The 21,623-nt window shown below is 59.4% G+C and carries 24 protein-coding genes; 20 read left to right on the top strand and 4 right to left on the bottom strand.

Annotated elements, in window-relative coordinates; all coding sequences use genetic code 11:
- Window positions 1-42 precede the first annotated feature (42 nt).
- The 7 genes from B1781_RS13140 (at window position 43) to B1781_RS13110 (ending at window position 5,506) form a co-directional block, all read left to right on the top strand.
- Entirely contained in the window at window positions 43-957 is a 915-nt protein-coding gene (locus B1781_RS13140) for a hypothetical protein (RefSeq protein ID WP_078120094.1), read from the top strand.
- A 54-nt stretch (window positions 958-1,011) separates the two neighbouring features.
- Entirely contained in the window at window positions 1,012-1,824 is an 813-nt protein-coding gene (locus B1781_RS13135; RefSeq protein WP_078120093.1) for a DUF4240 domain-containing protein, read from the top strand.
- A gap of 64 nt (window positions 1,825-1,888) precedes the next feature.
- The gene (locus B1781_RS13130; RefSeq protein WP_078120092.1) at window positions 1,889-3,205 is read left to right on the top strand and encodes a DUF2157 domain-containing protein; all 1,317 of its coding nucleotides are present in this window, start codon (window positions 1,889-1,891) and stop codon (window positions 3,203-3,205) included.
- Entirely contained in the window at window positions 3,198-3,746 is a 549-nt protein-coding gene (locus tag B1781_RS13125; protein ID WP_078120091.1) for a GDYXXLXY domain-containing protein, read from the top strand. The genes B1781_RS13130 and B1781_RS13125 overlap by 8 nt, the downstream gene beginning before the upstream one ends.
- Window positions 3,747-3,957: 211 nt before the next feature.
- Window positions 3,958-4,233 carry a PilZ domain-containing protein gene (locus B1781_RS13120; protein ID WP_164513388.1) on the top strand — a complete coding sequence of 92 codons (276 nt, stop codon included), beginning with the start codon at window positions 3,958-3,960 and terminating at the stop codon, window positions 4,231-4,233.
- 238 nt (window positions 4,234-4,471) lie between these two features.
- Window positions 4,472-4,912, top strand: coding sequence for a hypothetical protein (locus tag B1781_RS13115; RefSeq protein ID WP_164513387.1), 441 nt, complete (start codon window positions 4,472-4,474; stop codon window positions 4,910-4,912).
- Window positions 4,913-4,960: 48 nt separating this feature from the next.
- Window positions 4,961-5,506: a YcxB family protein gene (locus B1781_RS13110; protein WP_078120088.1), complete on the top strand. Its 546-nt coding sequence runs from the start codon at window positions 4,961-4,963 to the stop codon at window positions 5,504-5,506.
- Window positions 5,507-5,578: 72 nt separating this feature from the next.
- Here B1781_RS13110 and B1781_RS13105 read toward each other — a convergent pair whose 3' ends face one another.
- Window positions 5,579-6,664 (bottom strand): alkene reductase, encoded by a 1,086-nt coding sequence (locus tag B1781_RS13105; RefSeq protein WP_078120087.1) that lies wholly within the window; start codon window positions 6,662-6,664, stop codon window positions 5,579-5,581.
- A 238-nt stretch (window positions 6,665-6,902) separates the two neighbouring features.
- Between B1781_RS13105 and B1781_RS13100 the strand changes: the two genes are divergently transcribed.
- The gene (locus B1781_RS13100; protein ID WP_125932075.1) at window positions 6,903-7,283 is read left to right on the top strand and encodes a hypothetical protein; all 381 of its coding nucleotides are present in this window, start codon (window positions 6,903-6,905) and stop codon (window positions 7,281-7,283) included.
- Window positions 7,284-7,345: 62 nt separating this feature from the next.
- Here the strand turns inward: B1781_RS13100 and B1781_RS13095 are convergent, their stop codons facing one another.
- Both B1781_RS13095 and B1781_RS13090 read right to left on the bottom strand, forming a co-directional pair.
- The gene (locus tag B1781_RS13095; protein ID WP_078120085.1) at window positions 7,346-9,424 is read right to left on the bottom strand and encodes a sensor histidine kinase; all 2,079 of its coding nucleotides are present in this window, start codon (window positions 9,422-9,424) and stop codon (window positions 7,346-7,348) included.
- A gap of 4 nt (window positions 9,425-9,428) precedes the next feature.
- Complete coding sequence (locus B1781_RS13090) at window positions 9,429-10,130, bottom strand: response regulator transcription factor (protein ID WP_078120084.1); 702 nt, start codon at window positions 10,128-10,130, stop codon at window positions 9,429-9,431.
- A 207-nt stretch (window positions 10,131-10,337) separates the two neighbouring features.
- Between B1781_RS13090 and B1781_RS13085 the strand changes: the two genes are divergently transcribed.
- From B1781_RS13085 to B1781_RS13075, 3 genes are read left to right on the top strand one after another with little or no spacing between them, the layout of a single operon-like run.
- Window positions 10,338-10,886, top strand: coding sequence for a PspA/IM30 family protein (locus tag B1781_RS13085; protein WP_078120083.1), 549 nt, complete (start codon window positions 10,338-10,340; stop codon window positions 10,884-10,886).
- Window positions 10,883-11,452 carry a hypothetical protein gene (locus B1781_RS13080; protein ID WP_078120082.1) on the top strand — a complete coding sequence of 190 codons (570 nt, stop codon included), beginning with the start codon at window positions 10,883-10,885 and terminating at the stop codon, window positions 11,450-11,452. The genes B1781_RS13085 and B1781_RS13080 overlap by 4 nt, the downstream gene beginning before the upstream one ends.
- 16 nt (window positions 11,453-11,468) lie before the next feature.
- Complete coding sequence (locus B1781_RS13075) at window positions 11,469-12,686, top strand: vWA domain-containing protein (RefSeq protein ID WP_078120081.1); 1,218 nt, start codon at window positions 11,469-11,471, stop codon at window positions 12,684-12,686.
- Between the two features lie 78 nt (window positions 12,687-12,764).
- Here B1781_RS13075 and B1781_RS13070 read toward each other — a convergent pair whose 3' ends face one another.
- On the bottom strand, window positions 12,765-14,255 hold the full coding sequence (locus tag B1781_RS13070) for a sensor histidine kinase (protein WP_078120080.1): 1,491 nt from the start codon (window positions 14,253-14,255) through the stop codon (window positions 12,765-12,767).
- 273 nt (window positions 14,256-14,528) lie between these two features.
- On the opposite strand from B1781_RS13070, the gene ppnN reads away from it, so the two are divergent.
- From ppnN to B1781_RS13025, 9 genes are all read left to right on the top strand, one after another.
- On the top strand, window positions 14,529-15,890 hold the full coding sequence (gene ppnN / locus B1781_RS13065; protein ID WP_125932074.1) for a nucleotide 5'-monophosphate nucleosidase PpnN: 1,362 nt from the start codon (window positions 14,529-14,531) through the stop codon (window positions 15,888-15,890).
- Between the two features lie 325 nt (window positions 15,891-16,215).
- Window positions 16,216-16,650, top strand: coding sequence for an Hsp20/alpha crystallin family protein (locus B1781_RS13060; RefSeq protein WP_078120078.1), 435 nt, complete (start codon window positions 16,216-16,218; stop codon window positions 16,648-16,650).
- Window positions 16,651-16,737: 87 nt separating this feature from the next.
- A complete protein-coding gene (locus B1781_RS13055) occupies window positions 16,738-17,697 on the top strand; it encodes a DnaJ C-terminal domain-containing protein (protein ID WP_078120077.1) in 960 nt (319 codons plus the stop codon).
- A 1-nt stretch (window position 17,698) separates the two neighbouring features.
- A complete protein-coding gene (locus B1781_RS13050) occupies window positions 17,699-18,016 on the top strand; it encodes a chaperone modulator CbpM (protein WP_125932073.1) in 318 nt (105 codons plus the stop codon).
- A gap of 248 nt (window positions 18,017-18,264) precedes the next feature.
- Entirely contained in the window at window positions 18,265-18,552 is a 288-nt protein-coding gene (locus B1781_RS13045) for a metalloregulator ArsR/SmtB family transcription factor (RefSeq protein ID WP_408646243.1), read from the top strand.
- A 64-nt stretch (window positions 18,553-18,616) separates the two neighbouring features.
- The gene (locus tag B1781_RS13040) at window positions 18,617-19,621 is read left to right on the top strand and encodes an ArsJ-associated glyceraldehyde-3-phosphate dehydrogenase (RefSeq protein ID WP_078120076.1); all 1,005 of its coding nucleotides are present in this window, start codon (window positions 18,617-18,619) and stop codon (window positions 19,619-19,621) included.
- Window positions 19,621-19,890: a TMEM165/GDT1 family protein gene (locus B1781_RS13035; RefSeq protein ID WP_078120075.1), complete on the top strand. Its 270-nt coding sequence runs from the start codon at window positions 19,621-19,623 to the stop codon at window positions 19,888-19,890. The genes B1781_RS13040 and B1781_RS13035 overlap by 1 nt, the downstream gene beginning before the upstream one ends.
- 4 nt (window positions 19,891-19,894) lie before the next feature.
- Window positions 19,895-21,124, top strand: coding sequence for an organoarsenical effux MFS transporter ArsJ (arsJ, locus tag B1781_RS13030; RefSeq protein ID WP_078120074.1), 1,230 nt, complete (start codon window positions 19,895-19,897; stop codon window positions 21,122-21,124).
- Window positions 21,125-21,234: 110 nt separating this feature from the next.
- The gene (locus B1781_RS13025) at window positions 21,235-21,606 is read left to right on the top strand and encodes a PilZ domain-containing protein (protein ID WP_078120073.1); all 372 of its coding nucleotides are present in this window, start codon (window positions 21,235-21,237) and stop codon (window positions 21,604-21,606) included.
- Window positions 21,607-21,623 lie beyond the last annotated feature (17 nt).

Below are 21,623 nucleotides of genomic sequence, written 5' to 3'. Positions count from 1 at the left end.
TGTCGTGATCGCGTTTTCTGGTTTCAGACGAGAAAACTCAACATGCAAAAAGAATCATTGCAATTTATTCGCTCGGTGTTGCCGAAAGGGCGCACCGTTTTCTACGACTTTGCCGATCGCTACGCGTTGCTGCTGCTCGAGCGGAGATTGCTGCAGGGCAGGTGTTCTGTCGCCGAGCTGAAGCAGAGCCAATGGGCCCCTTTGCTCGACAAGCCATGCGTCAAGCGGATATTGGCGAGTGTCGGGCGCAACTGGATTGAGGTCGATGATCTGATCCTCGGCTGGCCGGCGGAGCGCCAGGGCTATCGCCTGACCTTGGGTACATGGCCCGATCTGCGAGAGAAACCGAGTCGCCGTTGGAGCCAGGTTACGCGCCTCGGTTGGAACCTGGTGCTGCAGCTCAACCTGCCGCAATCGCATAAGCGCGCGTTGAGCAAATCGGTGCCGGACTGGCCTGACGTGGTCGCCTGGTCGGGGCATCCGATCGCGGGCGATGGCGAGTTGACGCTCGCCTGGTCGCGGATTGACATCGATTTCGATACCAGCGAAGCGTTGATCGAGGAGATCCAGTCGGACTGGATTCGCGATGCGCGTTACTATGCGCAACCGAGCCGCTATTGGTCCGGCGATTGGGGAACCTACTACAACTCGGTGCTCAAACCGCAGGCGAAGAAGTGGCCGGAAACGATGCTGACGGCAACCTTGTGGTTTCTGTTCGAAGAACTCGGTATCGAAACGGTGTTTTACCATACGCATGAAACGGGGGCTGAGCTCAAGGGCATCGGTCATCGGCTGCCGCCACGGTCCTTGTATACCGATCTGCCGCGCAGATTCTGTTTTCGCACCACGCATAACGGACCGCGGTTTATCCGTGATGCCCCGAATCGAACGCTGCGACGCAAGTTCATCGAGCCGTCTACCAAGTGGTTCGTTCATAACTTCGCAGCGCGGACGTGAGCAGAGAAGACCGCCGATGATCGTGCTGTCTGCGCAATTCCAGTGGACGGTGATATGACCGAAGAAGCGTTTTGGAAACTGATCGATCAGAGCCTGGCCTGCATGGAGGCGGGGCACTATCAGATCGATTGCCTTGCCGAGCTGCTACAGGCTCAGAACCCGCGCGAGATCGTAGAGTTTCGTCAACATGTGGACCGTTTGCTCGCATCAGCCTACTCGGGCCCGTTGTGGGCTGCCTGCACTCTGCTCAATGCAGGCTACGGGTCAGACGATGTGTTTCTCTACTTTCGCTGCTGGCTGGTGTCTTGCGGCAAAGCGGTCTATTACCGGGCACTCCAGGCCCCTGATTCGCTGGCCGATGTCGAGGTTGAGATGACCGAGCATGGACCCTCGGCGGAGTTCGAAGAGTTTCTCTACGTGGCGGTCGATGCTTACGCGCACGTGACGGACGGCGGAGATATCTACGAACAGTTGCCGGACGCAGCAAGCAGTGATGACGCCGACGACCATTGGGGGAGTGGGGACTACGAGTCGCAATCGTGGCTGGAGGAGAACCTACCCAGGCTTTGGACCAAGTACGGCAGTTTCTGGTTGGTGCATAGTGAGCAGATTGCGCAACTTGTTAATATGCGCCAAGGCTCTCTAGTCGAGGAGTATCACTTTCCCGGCGTTGGGTTGGTCAAGGTAGGCAGATATATCTATCACAAGGCGTTCGGCAGAGGTACCGTACGCGGCATCGAGGTTACTGGTTTGGGCGTCGCGTTGGCATATATTGAGTTCGACACGCCGCCATACGGAGATGAACGGTTCCATACTATGGGCTTGCTGGAGTTACATGATGTCTTTTCTCTTGAGCCTTTCGAGTAGCCCGAAAATCGCTGGCTGCGATACGTGCAGCTAAACTGAAAGTCTTTCTATATTCGTCGACTCCATGAGACTGTTCCGACTTTTTAAAAACGATACCGCACGCGAAGTCAGTCGCTGGGTCGACGATGGCTTGATCGAGCGATCGCAGGGCCAGGCGATCCTGGCGCGCTACGGCCTGTCGCTGGACGATGCACATGGCACATCGTTCGGTTACTACGTACTGACCTCGCTTGCCACGGCCTTTTTCGGCCTGGCCCTGATCCTGATCGTGTCGCACAACTGGGACGATATTCCTCGAATGGTGCGCATGCTGGGACTGGTCGGCTTGACGCTGGTCGTCAACATCATCGGCATCCGCTATATGCTGAACGAGCGCTACCGCGCGGGCACCTTGTGGTTGTTCTTCGGCGGTATCTGCTACGGCGCATCGATCATGCTGATCGCGCAGATCTATCATCTGGGCGAGCACTTTCCCGACGGTATCTATTTTTGGGCCTTGGGCGTGCTGCCGTTGGTGTTCTTCACCCAAAGTCGCCTGCTCGCGTTGCTGTGCCTGACGCTGGCCACGATCTGGCTGGTGGTTGAGCGTGAAAGCGGGTTCATGCCTTATAGCTACCCGCTATTCGCGTTGCCGGTGCTCTGGTTGCTGGTGACCCGAAAGGAATCGGTCTTATTGTTTCTGTTTGCCGTGGTCGGGCTGATCGTCTGGATGAACATGCTGTTCTCCTGGCATTTCAGTGGAACGCAGTATTTCCATTTCATCGATGACCAGGTACCGCTTAACGTCGCAGTTGGCCTGTTGCTCGCAGGAGTCGCCTGGTGGCTGACGCGTAGAACACGCCACGCCCTGCGTGACTATGGGTTCGCGCTGCACCTCTGGCTGTTGCGCGCGCTTCTGGTGCTGTTGCTGGTGCTGAGTTTTGCCGACGCGTGGGATGGATTGGATACATTGCGCATCGATTCGGCATTCCTGGTGCCTTTGGTGATCGGTGTGTGCGGGGCTGCTGGGGCCTGGTTGGCGTGGGCATCCGGCAGGCACGCCAGCGGGCCGGTGTTGGCCAACACGCTGTTTTTCGTCGCGGTGTTTTACTGGCTGTATGCCGGCCGGTCGCCGGATCAGGACGGGCTGGCGATAGCGACCAATCTGATGCTGCTGATCAGCGGCATCTGGCTGATTCGGCGCGGCATCGATGCGTCGATGACACACTTTTTCTATACCGGTGTGGTCGTGCTGCTGTTAACCGCGTTGTTCCGCTATTTCGATCTAATCGGCGACTATCTAGGCGGGGCGGCTTTGTTTGCCGTTGCCGCCTTGATCCTATTCGGCGCGGCGCGTTATTGGCATCTACGCATGAAGACGCAGGGGAAAGGGCATGGCTGAGCAACAATTGGCGGCCCCAACCATACCGCGACGCTTTTTGGCGGTCGGCCTCGTTCTGACGCTGCTGTTTCAGTTGGCCGTTCTGGCGGTCGAGTACCTGGGATCGGTCTGGCCGCTATGGTTTGGTTCGCCAGTCAAGTTGGAAACGGTGCCGATAGACCCGCGCAGCCTGTTCCGCGGCAACTATGTGCGCCTTGATTACGCGATCTCGGAGATCGACGAAAAGCTCGTCAAAGATGACTTTCGATATGGCGAAGTCGGCTATGTGACGCTGCAACAGGACGGGCCATACTTCGTACCCACCGGGTTGCAGCGCACCGAACCGGCAGAAGGCCTGTTCATTCGTGGCCGGGTCCGTTCCGTGTACGGTAGCCATCGGATGGAATACGGTATCGAGGCGTACTTCATGCCGAAAGACGCGGCGCTGCAGACAGAGCGCGAGGTAGCGCAAGGCGCCGCTGCGGAGGTCTACCTACTGCCTTCCGGCAGGGCCGCAATTGCCCGGCTCTTGTGTGACGGCGGCCCCTGTGGGGAAGGGTGACGGCAGTTTTGATCGTCCTACCGCGTGTCGAAGCGCGCCTTTAGGATGCCAATTCGTATTAAGCGAATAGAATTCGTCCAAATACTAAAGCTTTTTTATAGTCACGCCGAAAAACAGCTAACAAGCAACCACGAAAGGGCTCAGTTCTCAATGAGGGGCGAGCAAGTGAGAGAGCAAGATGTTGGCAGCAGATCAGCGACGGGAATCAATCATGGGTAAGGAAGAGCGGAGAAAGCATCCGCGTCTGCCGTTGTCGGCACGCGTAACCGTACGCGACCCCTCGTTTGGCTCGATGGTGGTCAACACGCGCGATATCTCCGATTGCGGGCTGTTTGTTGAAAACGGGGGGCACCCGTATCCCGCGCTGGGTACTGTCATCGAAGTTCAGGCGATGGATCTGCCCGAAGAAGCAGAGCCGCTGAAAGCGCGTATCATCCGCACCTGTATCGACGGCGTCGGGCTGGAGTTTCTGGTCGCGAACGACTGAAGGCTCGTTTCAGGAGTCTGGATATCCCACCGAGCCGGCGACCAGCATGCGTGCGTTGGCTCGCTCACTGCTGCTGGACAGAGGAAGGGGAGTCTTCGGGTACCTGGACGTGGCGTGCGAGACCCGTTTCCCAAACATTGCATAACCCCGGTTGCTCGCTGTCGGGCTCCAACAACTTCAACCATTTCGGCGTTGCTTTAGAGGCATTTCGCAGTTGATCAGGCGTTGCGTTTTTCCGTTGGCCCTTTTCCATATGGTTTGTTGCTCCGGCGCGGTCGCGGCATCGACCACGTCCTGTTCGCCATTGCTGGGTGCCTGGCGGTCGGACGAGGCCAAGACATTGGCGAACATGGCGTCCGTGGCGCTGCCCGAGGAGGTGCGCAAGATGTTCGAGCACGACTTTTTCGGAAGCATGGTCGTAGAGTTCGATTGCTCACAGGTGCGCAGTTATTATCAAGGGCAGGTGCGTGAAGCCGACTACGAACTGGTATTCGTCAGCCCCGGCGAGTCCGATGTGATCATCCAGGCACACGACCGGCAGAGTCCGCACAGTTCGGTGTTGACCTACGTGATGGACGGCAACTGCTTCTCCAGGGACATTGACGGCTTGGGTTTCTCCGAGGTGTTCTGTCGGCTGAGCGATCAGGAGACTGCGCGTTTCAAGGCGACCCTGCAGTGAGAAACGATCGCCGCCGACGGAGTGGCTCATAACGACAAGAGGTGCCGCATGGAAGTGAAGTTCGCATTGAACCGACCGGAATTTGCTGAGTTCATCAACGCGGCGACGCACCGGGTGCAGTCGCGCGATAAGCACGCCTCGCTCAAGGCAACACTGGCAAATCTAGCGCTGTGGCTGCTCATTGGGCTCGGTTTCGCTGCCGTGGTGCAGTTTTACCAGCGGAACCATGAGTCGGTTGACATGTTGCCGCTGTACTTGGCCGTCGGTGCCTGGCTGTGCGCCTTCGTGCTCTACCTGTTTTGGGGCGTCGAACAACAAAAACACCTGATGCGGAATATGCTTTCCGACAGCGGATGCACCCTAATAGAACAACAGGTTGTTTTGACTTCGGACGGCGTCACGGTTACGTCGGCGATGGGCACGCAGAGCGTCGCTTGGGAAGGTGTCCTCGATTACGACGAGACCGCAAGCCTGCTTTGCCTTTATGTGGATAATTCGATCGCCCTGTTGGTCCCCAAGCGTGCTTTCGAAGATGAATCCGATATGGCTGCATTCAAACAGTTCGTCAGCGCCAACTGCCGCTGCGATAGCTGACGCCGGGCAAATACGAACCAACCGCTCACCGCTTGGCCCGGTGGCTCGCTATGGCTCAGCCGTATAGCAGTACTACAGGGTGGGGTAGTCCGTGTAGCCGGCCGCGCCACCGCCATACAGTTTGTCTTCTTGCAGCTGGTTCAGTTCAGCACCCTCCTCAAAGCGACGTACCAGATCCGGGTTGCTGATGAACGGTCGACCGATAGCGATCAAATCGGCAGAACCCTGGGCAATCGCCGACCCGGCCATCTCTTTCGAATACCCGTTGTTGACCATCCAGCAGCCGCCGAAAGCGGCCTTGAGGGCGTTGTAGTCGAAGGGTCGCGCAGCGTCTTCAGGTTCGCGTGCGCCGCCGGTTTCGCCTTCGACGACGTGAACATAGGCGATGCCCAGCGGTTTGAGCTGTTCGACAAGGTACGTATAGAGCGCCTGTGGGTCGCTATCGCGTGGTGTGTCGTTGAACGTGGTCATCGGACTCAGACGAATGCCGACACGGTTGGCGCCGACCTCACGACAGACCGTCTGCATGATCTCGACGACCAGTCGCGTGCGGTTCTCGATGCTGCCGCCGTAGGGTCCGGATCGATCGTTGACGCTGTCGCGCAAGAACTGTTCGAGCAGATAGTTGTTAGCGGAATGTATCTCGACGCCGTCACAGCCGGCATCGATCGCGTTGCGCGCCGCCTTGCGGTAGTCATCGATCAATCCCGGCATCTCGTCGTCGCGCAGGGCGCGTGGCGCGGAGACCTCGACAAACCCCTCGGCAGCGAAGGTCATTGCGTTTGGCTTGCGATCGGTCGACGAGACGGGCGAGGCGCCGTCGGGCAGCAGGGAAGTGTGTGAAATGCGACCCACGTGCCAGAGCTGCATGAACAGCTTACCCCCGGCCGCGTGAACGGCGTCACTGACGCTGCCCCAGGCCTCGATCTGATCGGCGCTATAGATACCGGGCGTGTCGATGTAGCCTTGGCCCATCGGGCTGATCTGCGTCGCCTCGGTGATGATCAGGCCGGCCGTGGCGCGTTGACGGTAGTATTCGACGGTCAGCGCATTGGGCTTGTTGCCGGGCGTTGCACGGTTGCGCGTCAACGGTGCCATGACCAGGCGGTTGTCCAGGTGGATACCGCTCAAATCGAAGCTATCGTACAAGGTGGGCATGCCGCACTCCGTGGTCGCTGAACGAAGGCGCTAAGCTAACACTTTTTGATGACAGGTGGTGAGTGCCGGCGCAACGATGGCAGCCGTGTTCCGGGGTAACCCGAATCGTTCAGGCGCCGATGCGTGGGCGAATGCCGGGGTTTCTCAAGGGTGGGGCCGGTCGGCCGATGTCTGGTTGCAGCCGAGCGCGAGGCAGATCGATTCAGTCCCGCATCGGCACCGCGATTTCGGAGACATCATGGAAGAGAACCCTTACAAAGCACCGCAATCCGACGTGATCGATGACGACCGCTTGCCGGACGACGTCTATCGTCACCTGGCCATCGGCCAACGCTTGATCATTTTTGCGATCGCACTGTACCTGTCGTCTTTTGTGATCGTGAACTATCTCGGCAACATCGGCACCTGGACGGGACTGCTGTCTTTGGTGCTGGCATTGATCGGAACCGTACGCGCCCTGATGGGCGTGGACTGGAACATCTTCGTCAAGGTGTTGTACGTGATCATGATGTTCATCCCGCTGCTCAACCTGCTGGCTCTGGCGAGCCTGAGCAGCAAGATTACGACCATGCTGCGCGATGCCGGTTACCAGGTAGGGTTCTTCGGCGTCAAACGTTGAGTGAACGAATAGCGCGAACTGGTCAACGCCGGTATCGGATGGTCGGGCACTGCTGCAGCGCCTCAGCCTGCCGATGGAAACGTGATGCGAAACTCGGCGCCCGGGTCGACATTGACTACATCGACCTTGCCGTTCATTGCCGTAGTGAGTTGATTGACCAACGCCAGTCCAATGCCCGTTCCCACGGTTTCGCGCGTCAGTTCGTTCTCGCTGCGATAGAAAAGGCGGAAGATCTTTTTCATCTGGTCTTTGGCGATACCCGGGCCATAGTCTCTGATGGTGAAACCTATCGCTCCATCCTGCAGGCGGCGGCAACCGATATCGATGGCGCGTTTTTCAGACTTGGCTGAGAACTTGACGGCGTTGTCGACCAGGTTGATCACGATCTGAGTGAAATAGTCCTTGTCGATATCGATCGCTCGCGATGCGACGTCTTCGGGGCAATCTACAGTGAGCGTATAGCCCGCCTGTTCGACCTGCGACGCGACTTTGGAACGCAGCATGTCGATGAGTTCGGCGACGGAGACCGGAGAGGATTGGATCTGGAGATCATTGCGGGTCATGCGCGCCAGTTGCAGAACATTGTTGATGAGTCGCGACAGGCGCTCGCTTTCGTTGTGGATATAGTCGTAGTACTCGCGCTTCTTCTCTTCGCTGGCCCAGCCTTCGCGCAGCATCTCGCCATACATTCGAATGGAGGTCAGCGGCGTTTTCAACTCGTGGCTGACCGCCGAGACGAAATCCTGTTGCTGGCGGGCGAGGCGAATCTGGCCGACCCCCAGCCGGTACATGAAAACGAACCCGCCGATCAATACCAGCGTCAGGATCACGGCGACCCAGGTGATCAGTGGCGCCTCGGCTCCCGCGGGCAGCCGGTTGAGACTGAAGATAAGATGCAGGTCGCCCATCGGTGCGTTCAGTTGCGTCTGTAGCAGCAAGGCGCCGCGCAGCTCGTCGCTTCGCATGGCAGCCGGTGTCGGTTGTGCGCCGAAGTCGGCTACGACCTCGCCTTGAAAGGCGATGATCAGGTCGCTGACCTGGGCCAGCGCGGTTTCGTTGAAAACGCTTTCGATCATGCCGCGCAGGAATGGTTGCTGGTCGATCAAAACGCCTTGGATATAGCGTTGTTCATCGCGCCAGACTTTGCGAAACAACACAAAGTGTCCGCTTTCGAGCCGACTGAACTCCAGCGGATCGATCTCGCTTTCAAAGGTTCGTACGCGAATCCCGGTGGTCGGCGGCGCTATCTCGTCGGCCGCCATCTGTGGCATCGGTTCGGCCTGGCGGATCTCGGCGATCGAACTGAGTTCGCGCCGGGCCGCGCGGGCTGCATCGTCCTTACGTCGCCGGTCGGCGTCTTCCTCGACCGCCTTCTGTTCCTCGGCCTCCTGCGCGTAGCGCTTTTCCAGCCTCAGATCATCGACCTTGCCCAGCGTGGTAGCGCTCTTTTGCTTCTTGACGATCTTGCTCGCCGGCGCTGCCTTGTTCAGGCGGTCGAAGCCGGCCTGTGCAGGTATCTCGGCCTCGCGTTTGGCGAACGAGCTGATCGCGTTGTCGAGCGGCGCTGCTTGCCGAGTGGGTGCGACTGACTCTGCCGGTAAGTCTTCGAGCGCAGCAATGGCCCCTGCGGCATCGTCTGCAGCCGCCGGGCTGCGAACGAGCCGGTTGCTGCTTAGAATCTGACGGATACTGCCGGCCAACGCCTGGCGTTGCTGTAGTTCACGACTGCCGATGCCGAACGTTGCGGCATCGGTGCCGGACTGTGGCAGCAAGGGTGTGCTCAGCACACCTTGCGAATCGACCTGGAAGTAGCCGATGACTCCGGGAAGGGTATTGCTGACGGGAAATGCCGACAGCGGCGAGCGTTCGACATAGTTGGCCGCGGGATCGCCGGCGACGACCAGAAAACTGTAGTCGGCAAACCCGCGTGCTTCCTCCTGCGCAACCGCCAGCGATATCCTGTTGCGGATTCGGTCGGCCAATTCTTCGGCCATCAAGCGATGTTGATGGAAGGCTTCCCATTTCAGCTGGCTGAACGATTGGTAGATCAGCACCCCGGTCGGTGCCGCGAGGGCGATGAAAAACGCCAGCAGCCAGCCGCGCAACTGGCGCGTGGTGAGGCCGTTGAGTTTGCTGCGCATGGGGTTAGCTGCTCAACAGACGGTATCCCGCACCGCGGACAGTGATCAGATAGCGCGGGTCTCGCGGTTCCGGTTCGATCTTGCGTCTCAGCTTCGCGATATGAATGTCGACTGTGCGCGTTTCCAGCTCGGCATTCTTGGCGTATCCCCACACCTTGTTCAGCAATTCTTCGCGCGAGACGGGGCGTTCGTGATTGCTGTGCAGGTACTGCAGGATCTCCATCTCGCGCCGCGTGAAGCTGCAATCGCCTTTGTTGCCGGTCGCACTCAGATTGCGGATATCGATCGCCAGCTCGTCGCCCAACTGGATCTGGTGATCATCGTTGGCACTGCCCCCGGCGCGACGCAGCACCGCCTGTACGCGCAGCACCAACTGCGCGACCGAGAACGGCTTGGCGACATAGTCGTCTGCACCCAGCGACAGGCCCTGGATGATGTCTTCGTCGCTGGTCTTCGCCGTCAGCATGATGATCGGCTGTTCTTTGTCCTGCTCGCGGATACGGTTGCAGATATCGAAACCGTTCATGCCCGGCAACATCACATCCAGCAGGATCAAGTCGAATCGGCCGGTCAGCGCCTTGCGTAGTCCTTCGGGCCCCTCTTCGGCGCTATCCACCTCGAAGCCGTGAAACACGAAGACATCGATCAGGCCCGTACGTATGGCGCCTTCGTCTTCGACAATCAATATCCGTCGTTTCGTCGTCATTGGCCTGTTCGTTCTGCCGCGATGGCGTTTCCGCAGTCGTGATCTGTATAGATGTTACCCGCTAAGCCTACCGGTGGGGGCGCCGGTGCATTGTAAACGCTTTGTAAACCCTGCCGGACGCCTTTTACCAAACCGGGCCTACGGTCGGTGCGTGGCTGTTTCTAGACTGGCAGCGTACCCAGTGACACATGGACCAAGGAGACCGACATGGCATTGATTACACGTGTTTCCCGATTGTTCAGGGCCGACGTCAACGCGGTTTTGGACCGAATCGAAGAACCGGAGGTTTTGCTCAAGCAGTCCGTACGCGAGATGGCCGAGGCGCTCGATGCTGACCGGCAGCAGGCGCAGCGATTGGATCTAGAGATCAAACAGCTTTCGACGCGCGAGACCGAAGCACAGCAGCGTTTGGCGGACATCGACGAACAGCTCGACCTGTGCTTTGTCTCGGGCAACGAGAGCCTGGTGAGGGGGCTGCTGAAGCGCAAGCTCGAGTCCAAGCGGCTGTTGAAGTTTGTGTTGGGCAAGCGGGACGAGCTGCGCAGCAGGTCGCAGGTGCTGACGGCGCGCATCAGCGAGAACGCGTCACGTCTCGAAAGCATGCAGCAGAAAGCCGCCTTGTTTGCTGAGCACGAAGCGCACGACGAGGTGGCGGAGTTCAACGCGGATAGCGCGACCGCTGCGCAGTTCATCGTCACCGATGAAGACGTCGAGCTCGAGCTGTTGCGCGAACGTCAGAAGAGGGCGCCGCAATGAAAAAACCAACGTTTCTCGAAGGGGTCGGCGTGGCGTTTGGGGCAGCGCTGGTCGGCGCCGTCGTAGCGGGATCGCTGGGCGCCGTCTACTCGGCAGGCTTCGTGCTCAAGCTCGTCATCAGTGGGTTGAGCCTGGCATACAGCGTCTACCTGCTGTCGCGCAGCCGTGAGCGGGTCGGGCGGGTTACCACATTCGTCAGTTGGTCGATCGGAACGGTCTTGATCTGGATGGCCGCAGGCGGCATACCGCTGTTCCTGGCCGGGCATCTGCTGATGATCTGGCTGGTGCGCTCGTTGTACTTCCATTCGTCCGCCATACCGTCGCTAGCCGACCTGGGCCTGGTTGGTTTCGGCTTGATGGCCGCCATCTGGGCATGGCTCGAGACCGGCAGTGCATTCGCGACCTTCTGGTGTTTCTTCCTGGTACAGGCGTTGTTTGTCCTGATACCTAAACGGTTCGGGCGGCGCACGAGCGATGCCGGACTGCAGAACACCACCACAGACAGATTCCAACAGGCGCATCGCGCCGCTGAAGCCGCCGTTGCCAAGCTTTCCGGCGGCCGCTGATTGCAAGGAGAAAATCATGAAGACTTTTGCGATAGCTATTGCTTTGTTCGGGGTTACCGCGGCCGTCGTGGCGACCTATCCGCGCGATACGAACGGTGTCGTCAATAACCATGGAAACACTTCCCCGATTGTCGAGCTTGTCGGTCAGCAGACACCGATGGCGCAACGACCGAAGATCGACGTTGTTTTTGCGCTCGATACCACCGGCAGCATGGGTGGGCTGATCGAGGCGGCCAAAGAAAAGATCTGGTCGATCGCGACGACGATGTCGCAGGCTGAACCCGCGCCGGAGATCCGTATCGGCCTGGTGGCTTACCGTGACCGCGGCGACACCTACGTTACCCAGGTGCACGACCTGTCGACCGATCTGGACAGCCTGTACGCGACCTTGATGGATTTCGCTGCGGCCGGTGGCGGCGATGGTCCGGAAAGCGTCAACCAGGCGCTGTACGATGCAGTCAACGGCATCTCGTGGAGCACCGATCAGAATGCCTATAAGGTTGTGTTTCTGGTCGGCGATGCGCCGCCGCACATGGATTACCAGGACGATGTGAAATATCCGCAGACCTTGGCACAGGCCAAAGGCAAGGGCATCGTCATCAACACGATCCAGGCGGGAAGCCAGGCCGATACCCGTATTGCGTGGTTGCAGATCGCCCAGGCCGGTGCAGGCAAGTACGCTCAGGTAGACGCGACCGGCAACGCGGTGGCGATTGCAACGCCATTTGACGAGCGGCTTGCTGCTTTGTCATCGGAACTGGACGAGACGCGCATGTACTACGGGTCTCGCGAGGAAAAGGCAAAGTGGCAGGCCAAGCAGGATGCTGCGCGCAAGCTGCATGAGTCGGCGTCGGTGAGCTCGCGTGCACGGCGCGCCACGTTCAACGCGACCAAGAGCGGTGAAGCCAACCTGCTGGGCGAGAGCGAGTTGGTGGATGATGTCGCGGCGGGTCGAGTGGATATGGGGGCGCTGCCGGTCGAGGCCTTGCCGGCACCCTTGCAGTCCATGACGGCGGACGAGCGCCATGCGGTTGTCGAAAAACAGGCGGAACGCAGACAGCAGCTGAAGAAAGAGATCGAGGCATTGTCGGCCAAACGTTCGGCGTATCTCGAGGAAAAGGTCGAAGAGAAGGGCGGTGCCAGCGCGTCGCTCGATCGCAAACTCTACGATGCCATCCGCAGCCAGGCAGCCGACAAGGGACTGCACTACGAAGAGGATGCACTGGCCTATTGAGAGGCGGGCTGTAAGCCGCGGTTATGCCGCGGCTTTCGCATGTGCCGGGCGCCTGGTATGCATCCAATGAGATGCCGATCAGGCGACGGCCTGTTCGCTGCGCTGCGAAGCGGGAATGGATACACAGAACTTGGCACCGCCGTTGTCGCCGTCTTCCACCCAGATCCGTCCCTGATGCAGGGCCACGATATCGCGGCTGATGGCCAGGCCCAGGCCGGTACCCCCGGCGCCGGTCTTGGTTTTCTTCGACTGGATGAACTTGTCGAAAATCGCCTCTTTCTCTTCGTCGGGGACACCGACTCCGTTATCCAGCACACTCGTCACGACGTCATTGCCGGCTGATGTGATGGCGATCTCGACGTGACCGCCATCCGGCGTGAACTTGACCGCGTTGCTGACCAGGTTGCGCACGACCTGCTTGATCCTTTCCGAGTCGCCGTCGATACAATCGTTATTGGCCCGTTCGTGCACATCGAAGGAGAGCCTGCGTTGCGCGATCATGGCTTCGAACTCGGCAAGCACCTGGGTGATGAGCAGGCCCATCTTGACCGGCTGCCGATGGATTTCGACCCGGCCGGCTTCGAGTTTCGCCAGGTCGAGCAAATCGTTGACCAGTGCCAGCAAGGTGTTGCTCGACGTGGCAATCTTCTCAAAATAGCTGTGCAGTTTTTCGGCCGGCGACGTTAAGGCACGCTTGGTGCCGAGGTCGGCGAAGCTGATGATCGCATGCAGCGGCGTGCGCAGTTCGTGTGACATATTGGCCAGAAATTCGCTCTTGGCCTGGTTCGCCGACTCGGCCAAACGGGTTGCCTTGACCAGGCTGGCGGTCTGTTCATCGACCTTGTCTTGCAGATTGTCGCGGTGGGCGCGCACTTCTTCTTCTTTCTCTTCGAGCAGGTGCAGGGTGTCGGCCAATTGCCGTGTGCGGGTTACGAGCGACTGCTGGGTGTGCAGTCCTGCGAGATAACGTTGCGACAGCTTCTTGCCGATACTGCCGGCGAAGGCGATGAAGGCAACTGCAGACAGCAACAACGGCCAGGCGCCAGGTGCGTCGGCAAACACGCCGAAGGCAGTTGCGATCAGAATCGGCGTCCAGAGTACGACCATGAAACTGGTCCACAGGCGGACCGATATAGCAACCGTCCCCATCGCCGCACCGGTGATACCCACAGTGCCCAGGAGTGCCAGAATCGTGATGTAGTCGTAATTGCGCAGGAAGGTCAGCGGGGCGAACAGCGCACCCCAGAGGCCAGCATTGATCAAGGTGTGCATCACCTGGCGCCCGAACCAGGGGCTGTGAACCGGATCGGGATCTTTCGCCAAATGGTGACCGGAGATCGCCCTGAGGATCGCGCTGATGATAAGCAGCAGGTAAGAGCCCCACAGAATCGGGTGTGCCGAAACCGTTTCCCAACTCGGCACGACATAGAAGGCGGCTACGATCGGATAGGCCAGGGGGGTCCAGCGGGCGCGTACGCCGAATTCATGGATTGCGGCGGCTCGAACGTCGTTCTCATCGCCCGGTTCGGTGTCTCGAAACTCGTCGAGCAACCAACGAATGTATCCCACACCTGCCCCTTAAGTTAGCAATGTTCCAGACTGCGCTGCACAACCACTTGACCCAACTCCGCGTATTCTAAATGTAGACACTGTTCCTGTTTCGTCTAACACTTGGTGTTTTCGGCCGGTACGCAGTTGGGTTCCTCAATTGGCATCGTCGAAAGATGCCGACTTGCCGCTGTCGCCTGGAAGCGAGGCTACGTGTTTCGTGGCAGAATCCCTTGAGCCGTTCGCATGCGGATACGTATTTCTAACTGTAGCGTAGATGTAAAGGAAACGATATTGAAGAAGTTAAGCGCCTCGGTCAGTCCGGAAGGAAGCCTCGAGGTATTGTCGCAACGTGAGGTTCAGACGTTGCTCGATTCCAGCGCGGCGGGGCTCTATCGCCTGTTCCGCAGTTGCGCGCTGGCGGTGTTGAACAGCGGCAGTCAGACGGACGACGCGCGCGCCATCTTCGATACCTATCGCGATTTCGGCATCAACCTGATGCAGCGCAACCAGGGCATCAAGCTGCGCCTTGAGAATGCGCCGGCCGCGGCTTTCGTCGACGGCAAGATGATCCAGGGCATCCGCGAGCACCTGTTCGCTGTGCTGCGCGACATCATCTATACGCACAACGAGATCCAAGGCGATCCGTCGATCGACCTGACGCGCAGCGATCACATTACGTCTGCCGTCTTCCATATCTTGCGCAACGCGCGGCTGTTGCAGCCTGGTATCGATCCGAACGTCGTCGTCTGTTGGGGCGGCCACTCGATCGGGCGCATCGAGTATGAGTACACCAAGGAAGTCGGCTATCAGATCGGACTGCGTGGCATGGATGTCTGCACCGGCTGCGGACCGGGTGCGATGAAGGGTCCGATGAAGGGGGCGACGATCGGCCATGCCAAACAGCGCATCGGCGGCGGGCGATACCTCGGCGTGACCGAACCCGGCATCATTGCTTCCGAACCGCCGAACCCGATCGTCAACGAGTTGGTGATCCTGCCGGATATCGAAAAGCGCCTGGAGGCATTTGTACGATTAGGGCACGGCATCATTATCTTCCCCGGCGGCGTCGGTACCACGGAAGAACTGCTGTACCTGCTCGGTATCCTGATGCATCCGCAGAACGACGGGCATCCGGTGCCGTTGGTGCTGACCGGTCCGGCCGAGAGTGCGGACTACTTTGCTGCGGTCGACAGTTTTATCGGGGCGACGCTCGGCGAGGCGGCCCAACGCCACTACGAGATCGTCGTCGATGATCCGGTGGCAGTCGCACAGGCGATGAAGAACGGGATGAACGCCGTCAAACAGTTTCGCATCGATGGCCGCGACGCCTTCTATTTCAACTGGCAGTTGTTCATCGAGGAAGAGTTCCAGCATCCGTTTCAGCCGACCCATGAAACCATGGCGGCGCTCTCGCTGAGCCGTGAACAAGAACCGCACCGCCTGGCCGCGCACCTGCGGCGTGCGTTCTCGGGAATTGTTGCGGGCAACGTCAAAGAAAGTGGGATACGCGCAGTCGAAGAGTTCGGGCCGTTCGAGATTCACGGCGACCGCGAAATCGTCGACGCGATGGACAGCCTGCTACAGCGTTTCGTCGAACAGCGGCGCATGAAGCTCGAAGGCGAATACACACCTTGCTACACCCTCGTTAAGTAGGTCTCACAGACGCGGCGAAATGCTTGGGTTGAACTGTTCCGACCATCACTAAGCCGCTGGCCGGCTCACCGGGCATCGATCCCACGAGCGGCGTTTCCAGCGGGCTTGCGGCCAAAAACCACGCCGCTTTGGGGCCCGCGGCGACGTTGATCTGCGGCAATCCCGGGCCTTGAAAAACTTGTCCGTCGGGTCCATTTATCCATTAGGAAAGGTAGGGCAGCAAGCCCTTGGTAAGCGCCTTCGTCGGCCTTCGGGAGCCTCAGTGTGTTACGGAGTTTCCCGCTTGGCCCCGTGATGGCGCGTATAGCTAAAGGAGGTGACTGTCATGACCCTGACACGATACGAACCCTGGAGCATGCTCGAGCAGATGCGACGTGAGATGGAGCGTGCGTTTGACAACCGTACCGGCGAAAGCAGCAATGTCGCAACCAGCGATTGGGTGCCGGCGGTCGATATTCGCGAAGAGAAAGACGCCTTCGTGATCGTGGCCGATATCCCGGGTGTCGACCCGAAAGATATCGAGGTCCACATGGACAACGGTGTTCTGACGATTAAAGGCGAAAAGGAAACGGAGAAGAAAGACGAGAAGGAAGGTTACAAGCGCGTTGAGCGCAGCTACGGAAGCTTCTACCGTCGTTTCAGCCTGCCGGACACCGCTGATCCGGAGAGTATCGACGCCAAGAGCGCAAACGGCGTACTCGAGGTACGCATTGCGAAGCAAGAGAAGGTACAACCACGCAAGATCTCGGTTAGCCACTGACGGGCTATCTGCCGGCACCGCTTCGGCGGTGCCGTGCCGTATACAGGTTCGTGGACCGGATGTTGTGCATGTTTAAGGCATTGATCCATGAATTACAAAGATTACTACGCCGTGATGGGGGTGGCGCGCGATGCCACCCAGGACGAGATCAAGCGGGCCTACCGCAAACTGGCGCGCAAATACCATCCTGATGTCAGCAAAGAGTCCGACGCCGAGCAGCGCTTCAAAGAACTCGGCGAAGCCTACGAAGTGCTCAAAGACCCCGAAAAGCGAGCGGCCTACGATCAACTCGGCAGCGATTGGCGCGCCGGGCAGGACTTCAAGCCACCACCGGGATGGGATGCGGGCTTCGAATTCTCGGGTGGCGGCTACACCGAAGCCGATCAAGCGGCATTTTCCGATTTCTTCGAAAGCCTGTTTGGCCGCGGCGGTCAGTTCCACGAGGGCGGTTTCTCTCGTGCACGCCGGCCATCCGGTCGTGGCGAGGATCATCACTCACGGATCGAGGTCACGTTGGAAGATGCCTATAACGGTGCCGTCCGTGGAATTCAGTTGCGCGTACCCGAGTATGACGCCCAAGGCAGGTTGAGCTACAAGCAGCGCACCTTGCAGGTCAAGATCCCCAAAGGTGTCACGGCGGGCAAACGCATTCGCTTGGCGGGTCAGGGTGGCCCCGGATTCAACGGCGGGCCGGCCGGTGACCTGTTTCTAGAGGTGGAGTTTGCGCCGCACCCGCGGTTCCAGGTCGAAGGCAAAGATATCTTCACGACGGTGCCGATCGCGCCGTGGGAGGCTGCGCTGGGCGCCAAGGTGAATGTGCCGACGCTGGGCGGAACCGTTGGATTGTCGGTTCCGGCGGGTGCGCGCAGCGGGCAGAAGCTGCGCCTGAAAGGCCGTGGTCTGCCGGTGCCCGGTGGTGCACCCGGCGACCAGTACGCCGTGTTGCAGGTGGTGGTGCCGCCGGCCGATACCGACGACAAGAAAGCCCTGTACGAAAAGATGGCTCAAGAGATGGCGTTCGATCCGCGAGCGCAATTGGGAGGTTGACGTGAGCGGCAAGGGACAAACTCTGCAACCGGAAGTCGACTACAGCCTGACGCTGGCCGAGATCTCGCAATGCTGTGGTGTCGCGGCGGAAAGAATACTGGTTCTCGTCGCCGAAGGTGTGCTCGTTCCGCAAGGGCGACGGGAGCCTGAATGGCGATTCGCGGGGATCGACTTGGTGCGCGCTCGCAGTGCCTTGCGGCTGGAGCACGACCTGGGTGTCAACGCCGCCGGCGCGGCGTTGGCGATCGACTTGATGGAAGAAATGGAGCGCCTGCAACGACGTGTGCGGCTGCTCGAGTCATTGGTGTTTCCGGACTGAACGATCATTGGCGATCGACGGAGGGCATCATGATTGCGCCAGGAAAAATACACCGAGGTCAGCAAACCGACTAACGGACTTCTCGCTGATGACATCTAGAAGAAACCCCGCACTGGCGGGGTTTCTTGTGCCGGCAACATAACTGTCATTAGCAAACACATTCGATCTGCCATATATTCGGTTTTGTGAATATATCGCCGACCGAGCTTTTCTCCGCACTTGCCCACCAGACTCGCTTGCGTTGTCTGATGCTGCTGATGGTCTACGACGAACTCTGTGTCTGTGACCTCACCGAGGTTATTGGGGTGACGCAACCCCATATGTCGCGTCACCTGGCGCAGCTGCGGTCGTGCGGATTGGTGGTCGATCGGCGCGACGGCCTGTGGATCCACTATCGCTTGACGCCGAACCTGCCCGCATGGGTCGATGAGGTACTCAGTTCCGCACGCCGTGGCAATCAGCGACAGGCGCCGTTCGAGGACGACCTGGCAGCTATCGAACATCGTTTTGCAACGCTCGGCAGTTGCGCCACGTGACGCCCTCGAACACGCGCGCGGCTTCGCCTTTGTCGACCAGAACAACGCAACAAGGACAACACCTATGACAGCAGTAATCGGTATCAACGGCTTCGGGCGCATGGGGCGACTGGCTTTGCGCGCGGGGTGGGACAGAAAGGCGCTTTCGGTTGCACGCATCAATGAGACGGCGACGGATGCCGCAGGCTCTGCGCACCTGCTCAAATTCGATTCGGTGCATGGCACCTGGGCGAATGAGTGCGACGGTGAAGGCGATACCCTGCGGATCGGCGATTGCGATATCCGCTATTCGCGTGAATCCGGCATCGATGGGGTGGATTGGTCGGCCTGCGACATCGTCATCGAGGCGACCGGACGACATCACAAGCAGCCGGCGACATTGCAGGCTTACTTCGATCGGGGTGTGAAGAAAGTCATCGTCGCGGCACCGACCGAAGGTGCGTTGAATATCGTGTACGGCATCAACCACGATCGCTACGATGCCGAAGAGCATCATCTGTTGACGGCGGCATCGTGCACCACGAACTGTCTCGCCCCGGTGGTCAAGGTGATGCATGAGCGGATCGGTATCCGGCACGGTTCGATGACCACCATCCACGACATTACCAACACCCAGACGATTGTCGATAAGGGGCACAAAGATCTGCGGCGGGCACGTGCCTGCGGCCAGTCGTTGATTCCGACGACAACCGGGTCGGCCAAGGCGATCACCAAGATCTTTCCCGAGCTGCAAGGTCGCCTGAATGGCCATGCAGTGCGCGTACCGCTGTTGAACGCGTCGCTGACCGACTTCGTTTTCGAAGCCTCGCGAGCGGTGAGCGCCGAGGAGGTGAACGGCTATTTTCGCGAGGCCGCGCAATCCGAGTTGGCCGGTATCCTGGGTTACGAGGAACGCCCGCTGGTTTCGGTCGACTATGTGAACGATCCGCGTTCGTCGATCGTGGACGCGCTGTCGACCATGGTGATCAATGACACCCAGGTCAAGATCTACGCCTGGTACGACAATGAATGGGGATACGTCAATCGCTTGATGGACATCGTCGACATGGTCGAGAAAGGGTTCGAATAATGGATCTCAAGATGCTGGCCGTGGTGTTCGGTACGGTCTTTCTCGCGGAGTTGGGCGACAAGACCCAATTGGCGACGCTGCTGTTCGCCGCCGATAAAGAAGTCAACAAATGGCTGGTGTTCGCCGGTGCGTCGCTGGCATTGATCGCCACATCGGCATTGGGCGTGCTCGGCGGCGGCCTGATCTCTCAGTATGTATCGGAACGCACGCTGAACATCGTCGCCGGCATCGGCTTCATTGCGATCGGCGCCTGGACCCTGATGCGGTAGCAAGATGGAAACGGCACTGCGCAACTATCTCGTCGTTACCGGGGGCTATTGGGCCTTCACCATCACCGACGGTGCGATCCGGATGCTGGTGGTGCTGTATTTTCACCAGCTGGGCTATTCGCCGTTCGAAGTGGCGATGCTGTTCCTGTTCTACGAGTTCTTCGGGATCGTGACCAACCTGGTCGGCGGCTGGTTGGGTGCCCGTATCGGGCTGAACCTGACTATGCATGCCGGCATGGCTTTGCAGGTGGTCGCGCTTTTGATGTTGACCGTGCCCGACGAATGGTTGTCGGTGGTCTACGTGATGTTGGCCCAGGCCTTGTCCGGCATCGCCAAGGATCTCAACAAGATGTCGGCCAAGGCCAGTGTCAAGGCGTTGAGCGGTCAGGGCAGTGAATCGCGACTGTTCCGCTACGTGGCTGTACTGACCGGTTCGAAGAACGCCTTGAAAGGTGCCGGGTTCTTCATCGGCGCCGGCCTGCTGGATGCGATTGGCTTCCGCGATACTTTGTACGTGCTTGCCGGCATCCTCGCCGTTGTGCTGGTGGTGACGGCCGGCCTGCTGCCGTCGGGTGTCGGCAAGATGTCGTCCAAGCCGAAGTTCAAGCATGTGTTCTCCAAAGAGCCTGCCATCAACTGGCTGGCGGCCGCACGCTTCTTTCTGTTCGGCTCGCGCGATGTTTGGTTCGTGGTCGGTCTGCCGGTGTTCATGTACTCGGTACTGGGCTGGTCTTTCACCGAGGTCGGCGCCTACCTGGCACTGTGGGTGATCGGCTATGGGTTTGTGCAGGCGGCGGCGCCGATGCTGATCAAGCGGCTGCATCATGGGCGCGGTCCCGGCGGCGACACGGCCCGGGCGCTGGCGGCCGTGCTCGCCGTGGTGCCCGCGGGCATCGCCTTGGGGCTGCAAGACTCGGATGCCGCCAGCATCTGGCTGGTTGCCGGCCTGATCGTCTTCGGCGTGATCTTCGCCCTGAACTCGGCGGTGCATTCCTACCTGATTCTGGCGTATTCCGATGCCGAAAAGGTCTCGATGAACGTCGGTTTCTACTACATGGCGAATGCCGGCGGGCGCCTTGCCGGCACCGTGCTGTCGGGTTGGGTCTACCAGCAGGTCGGCCTGGTCGGCTGCCTGTGGACGTCCGCCGCTTTCGTCGTGGCCGCGCTGGTGCTGTCCGTCCGGTTGCCGGGCGTGACGGCGGCCGGTCAGCTCGCGGGCAGCCGCTCGGATTGAAACGACGCGAGATCGTCGACCTGCCTCACCGGCCTCAAATCGGGCCCAAATGACGAAAAATCGACACATGAATAGAGAATGCGGCAATTTGCGGCTAAACTGGGCGTTAAATGCAGGAAAGGCGACTATTTCCGCGGTACTCGTATGAGCAGCCCATGCAACTGGTTGGGCTGGACGGCGAGCTATTCGATGCCGAATCAAGCGATATCTCGGTAAACGGGATCGTTTTACAGACGACGCGCCACGCGGTGGTCGGTCTTGCCCAGGGCGGAGCGATCCTCACGGCGGGTGATCGCGTCAAGCTGCGGCTATATCCGGAAACCGCAAATAACGGCAACGGCATTCTTCTCGAAGGTCGTGCGCGCCATGTCCGCCGGCTGTCGCAGGATCGCTATCTGGTGGGCGTGTGGTTCGATCGGCAGACCGATGAGGGATCTTCGGGCCTGGTGGATCTCGTCGAGATGCTCAGCAACTCGGGGTAGCGGCGAGCTATCTGTCG

It is taken from the genome of Thiosocius teredinicola (assembly GCF_002009425.1).
GTDB lineage: Bacteria > Pseudomonadota > Gammaproteobacteria > Chromatiales > Chromatiaceae > Thiosocius > Thiosocius teredinicola.
This window is presented reverse-complemented; position numbering and strand designations above follow the sequence as displayed.